The sequence below is a fragment of the Paenibacillus plantiphilus genome, assembly GCF_927798095.1.
Lineage (GTDB): Bacteria > Bacillota > Bacilli > Paenibacillales > Paenibacillaceae > Paenibacillus_Z > Paenibacillus_Z plantiphilus.
The window spans coordinates 66,302-81,328 of record NZ_CAKMMF010000010.1; the positions used below are offsets into that span (position 1 = coordinate 66,302).

The window sequence follows — 15,027 nt, forward strand, 5'->3', positions numbered from 1 at the left end:
AGGAAGATTAACATGTTCGGTGGATTCTCTAAGGATCTGGGTATCGATCTTGGAACGGCGAATACCCTTGTATATTTAAGAGGCAAAGGCATTGTAGTCAGAGAGCCTTCGGTAGTTGCGATACGGACGGATACAAAAAAAATTGAGGCAGTCGGCGAGGACGCCAAAAAAATGATCGGACGCACGCCAGGCAACATTCGCGCTGTCAGGCCGATGAAGGACGGCGTTATTGCGGACTTCGAAACGACGGCAACGATGATCAAATATTTCATCCGTCAGGCACAGAAAACACGGTCATTGTTCCCGCGTCATCCGAATGTAATGGTCTGTGTGCCCTCTGGCATTACAGCGGTTGAACAAAGAGCGGTTAAGGATGCGACAGAGCAAGCAGGAGCGAAGGAGGCCTTTACGATTGAAGAGCCGTTCGCGGCAGCAATTGGCGCGGATTTGCCTGTATGGGAGCCAACGGGCAGCATGGTTGTCGATATTGGCGGCGGTACGACAGAGGTGGCTGTTATTTCGCTCGGCGGAATCGTAACGAGCCGTTCGATCCGCGTAGCTGGTGATGAAATGGATGAGGCCATCATTCAGTATGTGAAACGTATGTATAACCTGATGATTGGCGAGAGAACCTCGGAGCAGTTGAAGATGGAGATCGGCTCGGCGCTCATGATGGAGAAGCCGGACACAATTGATATTCGCGGCCGCGACCTTGTGAGCGGCTTGCCGAAGACATTGTCTATTTCCTCGGATGAGATCACGGAAGCGTTGATGGATACCGTCAATGCGATCGTTGAAGCTGTGAAGGTAACGCTGGAGAAATGTCCGCCGGAGCTGTCCTCTGATATTATGGACCGTGGAATTGTGCTGACAGGCGGAGGCGCGCTGCTGCGGAATCTTGATAAATTGCTTGCTCGCGAGACTGGAATGCCAGTAATCGTTGCAGAGAATCCGCTTGATTGTGTAGCAATCGGAACTGGCAGAGCATTGGATCATATTGATCTATTCAAAACAAGAAGCGGTCCTGTTTCTCGTTCCAAACGATAACGTCCGCTTGCACGTAGACAACGGATGATTGGAATGGGCGGGTGAGCGAAATTGTTTAATTGGATGCGCAACAAACGGATGTTTGTGCTAATGATCGTTTTTATTGTGTTTGTTGCTGTGCTAGGTTTCTCCATCGGGGATCGGAAGAAGCTGTCCTGGCCGGAAAATTTCGTAATGGATGCTTCCGGGTTTCTACAGGAGTGGCTGTATAGGCCAGCAGGATATATTGGAGGTTTCTTCGAGGATATTGCCACAATGCGGGAGCTCTCCAAGGAGAATGAGCAGCTGCGGATTACTGCCGCAGCTTATGCTCGCGACAAAATCAATTACAATCAGATCGAACAGCGTAATATTGAGCTGATGGAGGCGCTTGAGTTTACCGAGCGTCAGAAACAAAGCAACAAGTACAATTATTTGATCGCGCAAGTTGTTTCTGCCAGCAATGATCCCTATAATCCTACCATTCGCATTAATCTTGGTTCCAAGGATGGCATTCAGCCGAATATGGTCGTTGTAACAACGAAAGGTCTTGTAGGGCTAATAAGCCGGGTCGATCCGTTCTATTCCTCCGTCATGCCGATTACGGAGCTGGACGTGAGATCGCCGGATTCCAAATTGATTGCGGCAACGGTGCTTCGTGAGGGCAAGGGGAAAGAGGAGCAGGAATCATTCGGAATGATCGAGAGCTATGACAAAGATACAGGCATGCTGATGATGACAAAGATCGAGAAAGACGACAAGCTGAAGAAGGGTGATGTTATTATCACCTCCGGGCTAGGCAAAGTGTTTCCCTATGGGATGATTATCGGAACGGTTGATAACAGGCAGGTGGGCGACTTTGGCTTGACGCACACGGCAACGATCGATCCGGCAGCAGACTTCGATAAACTGACCAATGTGTTTGTCGTCCAAATGCCGAATATGGAGGAGAGCGGGCAATGAGCATGCAGCGGATTATCGTTGTCATGCTGCTCTTCTTCCTGTCGGAAGGGACAATCTTTTATTGGCTGCTGCCTGAGAGCTTGATTGGACGTGTCGTTCCTCATTTCATGCTTGCATTCGTGCTTTTTGCCGGGCTGTATCGCAATCGTCATACTGCCCTTATTCTGGGCATGTCGTTTGGACTGCTGCAGGATCTCGCATTTTATGGGAAAATTATCGGGGTGCATGCCTTTACAATGGCGACTGTCGGATATTTGGCCGGCTTGCTGATGGAACGCAAAAGAAGCACGTTGTTTATGGCCATGTCTATGATATTGATGTCCACTCTCGTATATGACACGATTGTTTATTTCATATACAGCGTGTTCAAGCTCACTCATGGGACATTCCAATGGGCGCTGCTGCATCATATTCTGCCAAGCCTGTTTCTGCAGGTTCTCTTCTCTTTGGCCTTGTATGTGCCCCTGCGCCGATGGTTTGAAAGCAGCGGTAAAAAGAAATCCGACGAGGATGAGGAATAGCAGCAGGAATTGTTCCATTCAGCAAGAATCGTATAGAAACAGATTTGAAAGAGCGAAGAAGCATGCAGATAGCTGGGCAGACAGATGCTTTCAAAGCAAGCAGAAAGCTTTAAGGAGGGGCGAGCGTGACCGATAAGCAGCATATTACGATAAAGGGAGTCAAGGAAGGGCTTGTCTTCCTTCTTGATGATAAATGCGAATTTTCTGCGCTGCTGGATGAGCTTCAATTCAAATTGGAAAAGTCGCATCAACAGCTGTTGACCGGTCCGATCGTCCATGTTCATGTGAAGCTCGGCGCACGCCAAGCCAGCGAAGAGGAGAAGGAGAGCATTAAAGCTGCTATTCGTCAGCGCGGCAATCTGCTTGTTCAGTCCGTTGAAAGCGATGTTCCGCAGGAGCCTGAGGGCGAGAATCCGCATAATCTGAAGGTGCATACGGGCATTATACGCTCCGGACAAACGCTTGAACATAACGGCAGCCTGCTGCTTATGGGCGATGTGAACCCCGGGGGCACGCTGCTTTGCACAGGCGACATCTATGTGCTTGGCGCTCTTCGCGGCCTGGCGCATGCGGGCATGCAAGGGCGGGAGGAATCGATAATTGCGGCCTCGTTGATGCGTCCGACTCAGCTGCGGATCGGTGAAGTGATTAGCCGTCCGCCGGATGAGTGGATGAGCGGGGACGCCGCAATGGAATTCGCTTATTTGAGCGAAGGCGTAATGAAAATCGATAAGATGACGCAGCTGCATCGTTTGCGGATACAGCCTGTCGTGTTTAAAGCATAGCAGAGAACAACCTTACAATTGACTGTTATCCCCAGTCGGTTCATAATCGAAACTAGCGGATACAGTGAGGAGTGGCAAGTCATGGGAGAAGCGATAGTAATAACATCGGGGAAGGGCGGAGTCGGCAAAACGACGACCTCGGCTAATTTAGGTACAGCGCTTGCATTGCTTGGCAAGAAGGTATGCATGGTCGATACGGATATCGGCTTGCGCAATCTGGATGTTGTGATGGGGCTGGAGAACCGCATCATCTATGATCTGATCGATGTGGCGGAGGGACGCTGCCGTCTGAATCAAGCGCTTGTGAAGGACAAACGGTTCGACGAGCTGTACATGCTGCCGGCTGCCCAAACGAAGGATAAGCATGACATAGATCCTGAGCAGGTACGCGATATTATTCTGGAGCTGAAGAAGGATTATGATTATGTCATTATCGATTGTCCAGCAGGTATCGAGCAGGGCTTCCGCAATGCTGTTGCCGGGGCAGACAGGGCGATTGTTGTGACGACACCCGAGAATGCTGCGGTAAGGGATGCGGATCGGGTTATCGGACTTTTGGAGCAGTCTCAGGTTCCTGCACGGCTGGTTATCAATCGAATTCGGGCAAATATGGTTCGATCAGGCGAGATGCTTGATATTGATGAGATTTGCCAGGTGCTGGCTGTTGATCTTCTCGGCATTGTGCCAGATGACGAGAAAGTCATTCGAGCAGCGAATGCCGGTGAGCCGACGGTTATGGACCCCTCCTCGCGAGCTGCGATTGCCTACCGCAACATAGCCCGCAGAATGCTGGGAGATATGGTTCCTTTAATGCCGCTAGAGGAAAAATCAGGTGTTATTAAGCGGTTTCGCAAGTTTCTTGGAATAGGATGATCAGATTGTGATAGGAAAACTGAAAAAACTGGATTGGGGCATGCTGCTCATTCTACTGGCTTTGATGGTTGTCAGTTTTTTTATTGTTCGTAGTGCGACAAGCGTCACTCCAGGCTATGAAAATTATGATATTAAGGTGCTGATCTTCTACGGAATCGGTTTCGTTGTCGCGATTTCACTGGTTTTGATCGATTATCGTGTTTTACTGAAATCCTGGCTATTTCTATATGGCTTAGGTATTGTGCTCTTGGTCGTCGTCTATTTAACTGCTGAAGAAATTAATGGCGCCAGAGCTTGGTTCGAGCTTCCCGGAGGTCTTCAATTCCAGCCTGCGGAAATGGTGAAGATCATACTCATCATTACAGTTGCTTTTCTGATGGGAAGGCGTCAAGGCGAACCCCTTAGGGTGCGTCAGGATTTGCTGGTCATTGCAGTCGTTTCCTTTGTGCCGTTCGTACTAGTAGTGATCCAGCCTGATCTGGGGAATGCGATTATTTATCTGGTTATACTGCTCGGCATGTTATGGATCGGGAATGTTAGATACTTACATGTGCTGCTCGGGTTAACCATGGTTATCGGAGCAATAATGCTGTTTGGGTACCTGTTCAACTCGTTTAACACTGAAATCTATGATTACCTTAATGAGCATAAGAAGGGTCACTGGCATGAGCGGATCAATGGATTCATCAATCCCAGTGAGGCTTCTGCCAATGAGGTGTATCAAGCGGAGAAAGCGAAGATTGCAATCAGCTCAGGAGGTCTTACCGGAGACGGTTATTTGCAGGGGGATTCCAAGAACCGAGGGTTTATTCCATACCCTTATTCGGATGCGATATTCGCTGTCATCGGAGAGGAATTCGGGTTTCAAGGCGCCGCCGTGGTACTTATGCTGTATTTCCTGCTGATCTATCGAATGATAATCATTGCTTTTCAATGCTTTGATTTGCGTGGTTCTTTTATCATTGTCGGCATCATCTCTATGTATGTCTTTCAGGTGTACCAGAATATAGGGATGATGATCGGGCTCATGCCGATAACAGGGATAACACTGCCGTTCATCAGTTATGGTGGAACATCACTGCTTCTGAACATGCTAAGTATCGGCATTGTGTTCAGTGTCAAGGCGCATCAGGAGAAATATGAGATGGTGGAATAGCCGTTTAGCGAACTATCGCTAGACGGCTTTTCCATTTGTGAACCACATAAAGCGGCCTGTCTCCTCATATACATAAAGCGAACAAGCTGTCTGTATCTGTATAGGGGGATGGGAGATGGATGCAAAAAAGGGTGTTCGAGAGCGCAGGCAAGAACGGATAAGAGAGATTATGAATGCGAAGCAATCGATGGCTATGACATTGCTGGATAATGAGCTTCCCCATCAAAATATAGGGCCACAGCCTCCGGCTGGATGGAAGTCGCAGCCTCTGCCCGAGGTGCTTCATATCCCGAAAGCGTCGTCATTGGATGCTGCCGGACCTGACCCGGAGCAATTGTGGAAATCGCAAGCCAACCCGTGGGAAAGCGCAGGATGGAGAATGGCAAGAGATGCGCGCGCAAGTGTGGGAATTAAGGGGGGAGAGCAGCGGGATCCGATTAAACGCTATCCCTCTTTCATCCGAGGTTTTTTTATTCAGACGATTGTGTCTGCAGCACTATTCTTTATTATTGTCGCAATGTTTCGGATTGATATGCCTCAATTCAAGAGAGGACAGGAATTTGTTGCGGTTGCGCTTACTGACAATATCGACTTTGATACAGCAGCTGCCTGGTACGATGCAACATTCGCGGGCGCACCCTCGTTCATTCCTCTCTTCGGAGGGGATGACTCGAAGGAATCGAAGCTGGTAGGAGGAGATGTCTCGCTTCCTGTCGTTGCACCGCTGAATAATGGGACGGTCGTTCGTACTTTCGCGGAGACGCTTGGTGGTGTGGAGATCGCCGGGGAATCAGAGGAACGGGTGTCGGCTGTTGAGACTGGACGTGTTCTGCTCGTCACGCAAGATGAGAAGGCGGGGAAGACGGTAGTTCTACAGCATATGAACGAGAGGCAAACCATTTATGGCGGTATTGAGAAAGCAGCTGTTGCGGTTGGCGATTGGGTTGAAGGCGGGAATGTAATTGGCACTTTGCCCGCAGCGGGTGAGAATGAAAGCAGTTTGTTGTTCTTTGCGGTGAAACAGAAGAACCGTTATGTCAATCCGGCGGATGTTGTCCCGCTTGATTAGGATGAAAGGGATCGCATGGTCTGTACACCCGCTGTTTGTACTCGTAATGATGGCTTCGGTCATTACAGGTTATTTTATCGAGTTGTTTACATTATTCACCATCGTATTCGTCCATGAGTTGGGACATGTTATTGCGGCCCGCAGCTTTGGCTGGAGGATTCGCGAGGTGAAGCTGCTTCCCTTCGGCGGTGTTGCAGAGGTTGAGGAAGCGGGAACGATGCCATCACGGGAAGAGGCAATCGTGGCAATAGCCGGTCCGCTGCAAAATGTATGGATGGGGGCGGCTGCCTGGTTGTTCGGTCTGCTGGGCTGGTGGAGTCCCGAATGGTCGGAATATGTGTGGCAGGCGAATGCCATGATCGGCTTGTTCAACCTGCTGCCGATTTTGCCGCTGGATGGCGGCAAATTGCTGCACGCTTGGCTCAGCCGAATGTTTACCTTTCATCAATCATTAGTGTGGGGGGCTCGCATAAGCCTCCTTCTTAGCGGAGCCATGGTCATCTTCTCTCTTGTACCGGCATTTCTCCCGGAGGGAGGCGGCAGTGGAATCCAGGCCAATCTGCTGGTGGTGGGCTTATTTCTGTTTGTTACGAATTGGACGTATTACCGCTATATACCGTTCGTCTTTCTTCGTTTCTTGACCAATCGGGGGCTGGCGGCTTCCAAATCCATTGCCCAAGGCGTTTGGGCGATTCCTATTGCCGTCTCCAAGCGCCATTCGGTTGCGGCTGTATTGCGGCTGTTCAAGCGCGACAGCTATCATCTGATTGTAATAATGGAGGATTCGGGGGACATTATGGCCATCCTTCCTGAGCAACAGCTGGTAGAAGATTTTTTGACCGATGGAAAGGCTGACCGTGCAGTTTTGGAGCTTTTCATGTAAAATAGATAGAAATAGATATAGATAGAAATAGATGAGGCAGGTGTTCGAATAACGATGAAACAAATGTTGATTCACGGACAAAGCGACATGCTGCAAACGGCAATTATTCAGGAAGGCCAGTTGATAGAATATGATATGGAGAAAAGCACTGTCGCTGGCCAGTTAGTCGGCAGCATCTATAAAGGGCGAGTCATAAATGTTCTGCCTGGCATGCAAGCCGCTTTTGTCGATATTGGTTTTAACAAGAATGCCTTCCTTTACATCGATGATGTGCTGCATCCCAATCTGGAGCGTCAGCCCAAAGAGAAGCCGCCGATTACACAGCTGCTCAAGGCCGGACAAGAGGTGGTTGTTCAAATTATGAAAGAACCTCTGGGCAGCAAGGGCGCGCGTGTAACGACACATTACTCGCTGCCTGGCCGGTTCCTTGTCTATATGCCTCATGCCGATTATGTCGGTGTTTCGAAGAAGGTTAGCGGAGAGCAAGAGCGTGGACGGCTACGCTCCATTGGCGAATCAATCCGGCAATCAGGTGAAGGGGTTATTATGCGAACTGCTGCAGACAGCGAGAGCTATGACTCCCTGCAATCGGATTTGGAGCTCCTCAGAGAGATCTGGACGGGGATCGAGAATCGGGCAAAAGTCGGGACAGCGCCTGCTGAGCTGCACCGTGAGGCAGGATTGGTGCATCGGCTTGTAAGAGACCTGCTGAACGCACAGATGGATGAGGTATGGATTAATGATTCCGGACGTTATGAGGAGATGGAGCGCCTCATGCGCGAGATGGCTCCAGCTATGCTGCCCCGACTGAAATTGTATGAGGCTGGGAACAGTGCCTCATTATTCGATCGATATGGAGTCAACGAGCAGCTCCATAGCGCATTTGAACGGAGAATTCAGCTGGGCAGCGGCGGTGATCTGATCTGGGATCAGACGGAGGCGTTGACTGTGGTGGATGTGAATACAGGCAGGTTCGTCGGCACGAGCGATCTGGAGGATACGGTATTCAAGACCAATATGGAGGCGGCGGAGCAAATAGCCAGATTGCTTCGATTGCGTGATGTGGGCGGCATTATTATTATTGATTTCATAGACATGGAGCAGCATGCTCATCGGGAGCAAATTATGGCCCGCCTTGAACAAATCATGCGTGAAGATCGCACGAAATGCCAGGTGGTAGGTTGGACAAGACTCGGGTTGCTGGAGATGACCCGCAAGAAAGTGCGCGAGCATGCGCTAAGTCCGCGCCATGAAACGTGCAGTGTATGCAAGGGAAGAGGCAAGCTGTAGTTCTTGTCTTATGCTCTGCCAGGCTTGTGAATCGATTTGATATGTGCTGAATGCCAACATTTGGACAGGCTATCTGGTGTAATGAGCTCAATAATTCCTCCCTCAACGGCTTGCACTCGTCCAACCTGGTTGGTTCGAAGTCCCAAATCAAGAACGACAATCGTACCTGCGCAAGTTTTGAGCTGTTCCTGCCAGGTTTGCTTCAATAGATGGGGGTCTGCCAGCAGGCTGGCGTCCTTGTCCAAGAAGCCTTCTGCTGCAGCGGGAGAGAACCACTTGATATGGAATGTTGGAATGTAGGAAATATGGTGACGTACAGTGTCTAACACAATATAGTCGTCCTTGATGTGCAGAATCTGCCCATACAGCGTTTGCTGTCCGGTAATATAGAGGGCTACAAATTCACCTAGCGCAGTTTGAAGCAGTGAGTTGAAATCGCTGCCGCTGGCGGTCCATCGCGGAACAGAGGATGTCGTCGTCTGTGTATCCAGGTCGGCAGTCAACAGATGAAGATGGTGTAATGCGATGTAATAATAGCTGCTGTCTCTATGCACGACGAGGTAATCTTCACCAATATCGATAAGCACGCCAGTCATTCCCCTATAATCTGTCACATCAATTGCGACAGGCTTTCCCAGGTACGGTTTGAATAAGCTCATATCGAACACTCCCTTCGTTCAAGGATTAATAGAGCCAGTTGACCCAATAGAACAATGCGATGAGCGTGAATAGAACGGTCGGCGGAATAACAATGATCGTAATCCTCGTGTAATCCTTCCACGTAATTTTCACTTTGTTTTTTCTCAAAATATGCATCCAAATCAACGAAGCCAACGTACCAATCGGCAGCAGCAAGGAGCCGATATCACTGCCAATGACATTAGCCAAATAAGCGATCTTGAGCGATAGCGGATCGAGATTCATTTCGGTTAGGGTAAGTGTGCCGATCATGAGTGCGGGGTGATTATTGAACAAGGTGGACATCAGGCTCTGCACCGCTCCCATAATTAAGCTGGCATTGAACAAGCTGCCCTGGACGACGGGGCTGAAGAAGTTGACGAGCCAGTTGGTAAGCCCGATATTGTGCAGGCCATAAATAATGACATACATGCCGAATGCGAAGATGAGGATATGCCAAGGCGTCTTTTTCACCATGTCCATCGGAGGCATTCGCAAGTAATACCATCTCCATCCCAAGAGCAGACAGGAGCCAACTACGGAGACAATCTCAATAGGGATTTCAAAGTACGAGGCTATAAACAGACTGACACGAACGGCGAATACGAACAATAGCACCTTCTGCATGAAGCGGGTTCTCTGCTTGGAGCTCATTGCGCTAAGCTTGGATACTGGCTGGTTCTTAAGCGGATGATGCCAGCGGTCCATTCCGGTTGCCCACAGCTTGTTCGATAGCAGAGGCAGCCGTTTGGGGATGACTTTGTAGCTGCATAAGAAAAGCAGGAGGACTAGAAATATGAGACCGAGAGTTGCGGGAACAAACATCATGATCGTGTGCATATACAGATCCATATGAACGATCTTCAGGGCAATCAAATTGACGATATTGCTGACCCCGATAGGAGCGCTCGAAGCTGTGGCGACCAGTGCGCCAGAAAGCAGATAAGGGATTTTCTGATGATTTTTGAGGCCCAGATTCTGAAGCAGAATGAGCAGGATCGGAGTCGTTATGAGAATGCTGCCGTCATTGTTGAAGAACAGTGTCATCAAGAAGCAGATCAGATTCACATACCAGAATAGCCGTATGCCGGAACCTTTCGCTCTGGCTGCCAGACCTTCCGCTGCCCATAAGAAGAAGCCGAAGCTTTCCAGTACGACTGCCATTACGATTGTAGCCATAATTGTGATTGCTGCACCGCTTACGGTAGCGCTGATCTGTCCGAAATCAGCCAATGTGACACTGCCGCTTATGATGACAAGCAAGGCTCCTATCGAAGAAGGAATGGCTTCATTCAATTCTTTGGGCCTCCATAAAATGAGAACAACGGTCATCACAAATGCAAAAATCGTAATGGTTGTAGCTGCTGACCCATACATGAATTATTAATCACCCCTGTCTGAACATGACATCCTTACAGATGAATGTTGGTGTAGGTTGGTTCTTCGCTTCCAATGGCACTGACAGTGTCGGACTGTTTTTGTATGTCGGCGGCTGCCGATTCCGGGACAGGCGGTATAAGCAGGGAATATAATACGGACCCGGCAACCGCAATGATGATTAGCAATAAAAGCATGTTTGTTCGCCTCCCTTGGCAAATATATCGATCTACCATTCACCCTTGATAGATATTGATACTATCAATTTATGTGAGCGGACAGGGATGGTGATAGACGGCTAACCTGTCGGGCGGCTGAATGAAAGTCTATTTTGCATAGGGGCAGATAAAAAATAGTTGATTGTAGGCAGTCTGTATGATAAACTACTATGGTGCGCGTGGAAGAGGCTGTTTTCTCTCGCGTGTCAATACCGCACAGGTCAGGTTCACAAGTTCGAATAGCCGTGGCTGTCCGACACCTGTATCAGGCGAGTCTTCGAAAATAAGGAGGTGCACTACATGTTCGCAATTATTGAAACTGGCGGCAAACAGTACAAAGTTCAAGAGGGCGATGTACTTTACATTGAGAAACTGGACACTAACGACGGCGAGAACGTAACGTTCGACCGCGTGTTGGCTGTTTCCAAAGGCGACGGTCTCGTAACAGGTACTCCGGTTGTTGCCGGCGCTACTGTAACGGCGAAAGTCGAGAAACACGGCAGAGGTCAAAAAATCATCGTTTACAAATACAAAGCGAAGAAAAACTACCGTCGTAAGCAAGGTCATCGTCAACCGTACACGAAAGTGACGATCGGCGCTATCAAAGCATAGCAGGCAAATAATGATAACAATCAACATTGTGCGGCATTCCGCCGACGATAGTCGGATTGTATCGTTTGCGATTGAGGGACACGCCAAGTTCGCTAATCCTGGCAAGGATATCATTTGTGCAGGTGTATCGGCTGTATCAGTCGGCACGGTGAACGCGATTGAGAAGCTGGCTGGCCTTGAGCTGCCAGCTTCCATGAAGAGCGGATGGCTGCAATCGGAGGTTCCGGAGCAAGCGGATGAGCTTGTGAATGAGCGGGTTCAACTGCTGCTGGAATCCATGATTGTCATGCTGGAAACAATCGCAGCCTCATACGGCAAGTATGTTCGGATTCGTGAACAAAATCGGTAATGAAGGAGGGAACATCCATGTTGAAACTGAATCTTCAGCTTTTCGCTTCGAAGAAAGGTGTAGGTTCCACAAAGAATGGTCGTGATAGCCAATCGAAACGTCTCGGCGCTAAACGTGCTGACGGTCAATTGGTATCAGCGGGCAGCATTCTTTTCCGTCAACGCGGAACCAAGATCCACCCGGGCAACAATGTTGGAATCGGTAAAGATGACACGTTATTCGCGAAAGTGGAAGGCGTGGTTAAGTTTGAACGTTGGGGACGCGATCGCAAGAAAGTTAGCGTCTATCCAGTAGAAGTGGCAGCAGTAGCTGCTGCAGTTCAAGCATAATAGACACGAAGTCCCGGTTTGCTTATGCAGGCCGGGGCTTTTTTTTGTTATGAATGTGGCGGTCCTTGTGATGAACTTTCCAGCTTGTCATGCTATACTGATTAAGGTTAGGAAAGAATAGGAAAGTAGGATCCATAGATGAATCGGTTGAGAATGACGAAGCTTTATGCAGCGGCATCGGTTATTCTGCCGTCGGCTGCAGTTTTGATTTGGCACTCTGAGCTGTGGGTGATTGCATTATTTATCGTTTGGTTTGTTATTGCGGCATTATTGTGGATATGGTGCGATCGCAAGGAACAGGCGCAGCGTATTACTCGAACGATTCATGCGATGCAGACGGCATCTATTGTGACTTTGAATCATCATCGTCATGACTGGATGAATGATCTGCAAGTGCTGTATGGCTACATTCGAATGGGCAAGACGGATAAGTTGGTTGCATGCGTGGAACAGATAAGAGAACGAATGACGACTGAAAGTAAAATTGCCAAGCTGGGAATTCCGTCTCTCGTAACGTATTTGCAATCATTCCGTACGTTGACGCATGCTATGGAGCTTGATGTGGAGATTGAGGGCGAGCTTAGCCTGGCGGGACTTGCCTTGGATGGGGAACTGGCTGGCGAGACGATTGTTGAGATCGTCAATGCATATCGGCTTGCGGTTAAGCCGGGAGCGGGAGAAGTAGCGAAGCTGTCGGTCGATTTTGTCCTTGGGGATCATTCTCTTGTCATAACGTTCCATTATGATGGAGAATTGAATGATACGAGTGATTGGAAGCAGAAATGCAAGCGAGCTCTGAAGGGATCGCCGCTCAAGGCGGTGGAATTGGAGCAGCCAGGCAATGTAATGCTTGAGGCGAAGCTTGGGAACTAAACGGAGGAAAAGACATGTTTGTCGATAAAGCGAAGATATTTGTTAAGGGTGGAGACGGCGGCAATGGAATCGTTTCTTACCGTCGTGAGAAGTATGTGCCTGAAGGGGGACCGGCTGGCGGAGACGGCGGCCGAGGCGCGGACGTTATTTTTCGTGTAGATGAAGGCTTGAGAACTTTGATGGATTTCCGTTATCAGAAGCACTTTAAGGGTGATCGCGGGGAGCGCGGCAAAGTCAAGAGCATGCATGGTGCTAACGCGGAGAATATGGTTGTTCGCATTCCGCCAGGCACGGTGCTGATTGATGATGATACACAGGAGATTATTGCCGATATGACGCGGCATGGCCAGGAAGTGGTCGTCGCTCGCGGAGGTCGGGGCGGTCGAGGCAACTGCCGATTCGCTACGCCGAACAATCCGGCGCCTGATTTCTGCGAGAATGGTGAAGAGGGCAAGGAGCGCTGGATTATTCTGGAGCTCAAAGTTATGGCTGATGTGGGTCTGGTCGGCTTTCCAAGCGTAGGCAAATCGACGCTGCTGTCTGTTGTCTCTGGCGCGAAGCCGAAGATTGGCGCGTACCACTTTACGACATTGTCGCCTAATCTCGGCGTTGTTGATGTTGGCGATGGACGCAGCTTCGTTATGGCTGACCTGCCTGGACTTATCGAAGGAGCGCATGAGGGCGTTGGACTGGGACATGATTTCCTAAGGCATGTCGAGCGGACCCGTGTCATTCTTCATGTGTTGGACATGTCCGGCTCGGAGGGTCGTGATCCGTTCGAGGATTGGGTGAAGATCAATGAGGAGCTGAAGCTGTACAATCCGCTGCTGGCAGAGCGGCCTCAAGTGATCGCAGCCAACAAGATGGACATGCCAGAAGCGGAGGAGCAGCTTGCGCGGTTCCGCGAAGCACTGGCCGCTCATGAAGGCGGCTCCACTTATGAGATCATCCCGATGTCATCCCTCACGAAGAAGGGTGTGCAGGAGCTGCTCTACAAGGCGGCGGATCTGCTGGAAACCGTGCCGGAGCTGCCGTCGCTTGAAGAGGTGAAGGATGTTGCCGAGCGTAAGGTGTTTACGTTCAAGCAGGAGGAAGACAATTCGTTCACGATCCGCAGAGAGAATGAGGATTATGTTGTGGAGAGCGCGGCAATTGAGAAGTTCATCAAACGCGTGAACTTGAATACGCAGGATGCTGTTCTCAGATTCGGGCGCACGATGCGCAAGATGGGCGTTGATGCTGAGCTTCGCAAGAGAGGCGCGAAGGACGGCGATACGATACGCATTGGCGATTTCGTCTTCGAATTCTTCGAGGGCAGCGACTATTTCTACGAATAGTGGATAGTGAATAAGATGGTGCAACTGCTTCGAGAGTAGGCTTGCTGTTAGAGCAGTCTATGTTTCGGGGCAGTTTTTCTGTTTCATGCGAGGCGGGCCTTCTTGATGCATTCAGCGGTGCATCCATATTTAGGATAAGCAATGTTTTGCCTATTGCCGAGCCGTGCAAAGTTGTATATAATGTCCACTATAGACGTACATCAGTCTCTTGTGGGAGGACGCTCAGAATGACGGAACGTTACTATGTCGTTCGCGAGGATATTTTGCCCGAAGCCATTGTGAAGACCATTCAGGTCAAGAATATGATTCAGCGCGGTGAAGCCGCTACTGTCCATGAAGCGACAGAGCGAGCGGGACTTAGCCGCAGCGCCTTCTATAAATACAAGGATGGCGTATATGCGCTCAATCAGCTTGACCGGGAGAGGATCGTTACGATCTCGATGGATTTGGAGCATCGCTCCGGTGTGTTGTCCAAGGTGCTGGGCCTTGTTGCCAGCTCGGAATGCAATGTGCTGACCATCAATCAGACCATTCCGCTGCAAGGGATGGCGAATGTAGTCATATCCGTAGAAACATCGTTCCTGAGTGATGGATTGACTGCGCTTATGGAGGCCATCAGAGGGCAGGACGGCGTTCGTAAAGCAGCGGTTATCGGACAAGGCTAAATGTAGATGATGGAGGAGAAACA

Annotated in this window: 18 protein-coding genes; 15 read left to right on the forward strand and 3 right to left on the reverse strand. The window is 49.7% G+C overall.

What is annotated here, in order from left to right:
- Positions 1–12: 12 nt before the first annotated feature.
- The 9 genes from L6H65_RS10730 (at position 13) to L6H65_RS10770 (ending at position 8,566) form a co-directional block, all read left to right on the forward strand.
- On the forward strand, positions 13–1,047 hold the full coding sequence (locus L6H65_RS10730; RefSeq protein WP_236341557.1) for a rod shape-determining protein: 1,035 nt from the start codon (positions 13–15) through the stop codon (positions 1,045–1,047).
- Positions 1,048–1,098: 51 nt separating this feature from the next.
- On the forward strand, positions 1,099–1,989 hold the full coding sequence (mreC, locus tag L6H65_RS10735) for a rod shape-determining protein MreC (protein WP_236341559.1): 891 nt from the start codon (positions 1,099–1,101) through the stop codon (positions 1,987–1,989).
- Entirely contained in the window at positions 1,986–2,510 is a 525-nt protein-coding gene (gene mreD / locus L6H65_RS10740; RefSeq protein ID WP_236341561.1) for a rod shape-determining protein MreD, read from the forward strand. The genes mreC and mreD overlap by 4 nt, the downstream gene beginning before the upstream one ends.
- Positions 2,511–2,635: 125 nt before the next feature.
- Positions 2,636–3,295 carry a septum site-determining protein MinC gene (locus tag L6H65_RS10745; protein WP_236341563.1) on the forward strand — a complete coding sequence of 220 codons (660 nt, stop codon included), beginning with the start codon at positions 2,636–2,638 and terminating at the stop codon, positions 3,293–3,295.
- 81 nt (positions 3,296–3,376) lie between these two features.
- The gene (minD, locus tag L6H65_RS10750; RefSeq protein ID WP_236341564.1) at positions 3,377–4,168 is read left to right on the forward strand and encodes a septum site-determining protein MinD; all 792 of its coding nucleotides are present in this window, start codon (positions 3,377–3,379) and stop codon (positions 4,166–4,168) included.
- Positions 4,169–4,175: 7 nt separating this feature from the next.
- Complete coding sequence (locus L6H65_RS10755) at positions 4,176–5,324, forward strand: FtsW/RodA/SpoVE family cell cycle protein (protein ID WP_236341571.1); 1,149 nt, start codon at positions 4,176–4,178, stop codon at positions 5,322–5,324.
- Between the two features lie 115 nt (positions 5,325–5,439).
- The gene (locus tag L6H65_RS10760) at positions 5,440–6,393 is read left to right on the forward strand and encodes a M23 family metallopeptidase (RefSeq protein WP_236341573.1); all 954 of its coding nucleotides are present in this window, start codon (positions 5,440–5,442) and stop codon (positions 6,391–6,393) included.
- Between the two features lies 1 nt (position 6,394).
- Positions 6,395–7,276, forward strand: coding sequence for a M50 family metallopeptidase (locus tag L6H65_RS10765; RefSeq protein WP_307728327.1), 882 nt, complete (start codon positions 6,395–6,397; stop codon positions 7,274–7,276).
- A gap of 54 nt (positions 7,277–7,330) precedes the next feature.
- A complete protein-coding gene (locus L6H65_RS10770; protein ID WP_236341577.1) occupies positions 7,331–8,566 on the forward strand; it encodes an Rne/Rng family ribonuclease in 1,236 nt (411 codons plus the stop codon).
- Between the two features lie 8 nt (positions 8,567–8,574).
- Here L6H65_RS10770 and L6H65_RS10775 read toward each other — a convergent pair whose 3' ends face one another.
- From L6H65_RS10775 to L6H65_RS10785, 3 genes are read right to left on the reverse strand one after another with little or no spacing between them, the layout of a single operon-like run.
- On the reverse strand, positions 8,575–9,225 hold the full coding sequence (locus L6H65_RS10775) for a YwrJ family protein (RefSeq protein WP_236341579.1): 651 nt from the start codon (positions 9,223–9,225) through the stop codon (positions 8,575–8,577).
- Between the two features lie 25 nt (positions 9,226–9,250).
- Positions 9,251–10,621 carry an arsenic transporter gene (locus L6H65_RS10780; protein ID WP_236341581.1) on the reverse strand — a complete coding sequence of 457 codons (1,371 nt, stop codon included), beginning with the start codon at positions 10,619–10,621 and terminating at the stop codon, positions 9,251–9,253.
- A 35-nt stretch (positions 10,622–10,656) separates the two neighbouring features.
- Positions 10,657–10,818 carry a hypothetical protein gene (locus tag L6H65_RS10785; protein ID WP_236341583.1) on the reverse strand — a complete coding sequence of 54 codons (162 nt, stop codon included), beginning with the start codon at positions 10,816–10,818 and terminating at the stop codon, positions 10,657–10,659.
- Between the two features lie 321 nt (positions 10,819–11,139).
- Between L6H65_RS10785 and rplU the strand changes: the two genes are divergently transcribed.
- From rplU to L6H65_RS10815, 6 genes are all read left to right on the forward strand, one after another.
- Complete coding sequence (rplU, locus tag L6H65_RS10790) at positions 11,140–11,451, forward strand: 50S ribosomal protein L21 (RefSeq protein WP_236341585.1); 312 nt, start codon at positions 11,140–11,142, stop codon at positions 11,449–11,451.
- A 10-nt stretch (positions 11,452–11,461) separates the two neighbouring features.
- The gene (locus tag L6H65_RS10795) at positions 11,462–11,800 is read left to right on the forward strand and encodes a ribosomal-processing cysteine protease Prp (RefSeq protein ID WP_236341587.1); all 339 of its coding nucleotides are present in this window, start codon (positions 11,462–11,464) and stop codon (positions 11,798–11,800) included.
- 17 nt (positions 11,801–11,817) lie between these two features.
- A complete protein-coding gene (gene rpmA, locus L6H65_RS10800) occupies positions 11,818–12,129 on the forward strand; it encodes a 50S ribosomal protein L27 (protein WP_236341589.1) in 312 nt (103 codons plus the stop codon).
- Positions 12,130–12,267: 138 nt separating this feature from the next.
- A complete protein-coding gene (locus L6H65_RS10805) occupies positions 12,268–13,002 on the forward strand; it encodes a Spo0B domain-containing protein (RefSeq protein WP_236341597.1) in 735 nt (244 codons plus the stop codon).
- Positions 13,003–13,016: 14 nt separating this feature from the next.
- Positions 13,017–14,339 carry a GTPase ObgE gene (gene obgE / locus L6H65_RS10810; RefSeq protein WP_236341599.1) on the forward strand — a complete coding sequence of 441 codons (1,323 nt, stop codon included), beginning with the start codon at positions 13,017–13,019 and terminating at the stop codon, positions 14,337–14,339.
- Between the two features lie 227 nt (positions 14,340–14,566).
- Positions 14,567–15,004, forward strand: coding sequence for an ACT domain-containing protein (locus tag L6H65_RS10815; RefSeq protein ID WP_236341607.1), 438 nt, complete (start codon positions 14,567–14,569; stop codon positions 15,002–15,004).
- The last annotated feature ends 23 nt before the right edge of the window (positions 15,005–15,027 follow it).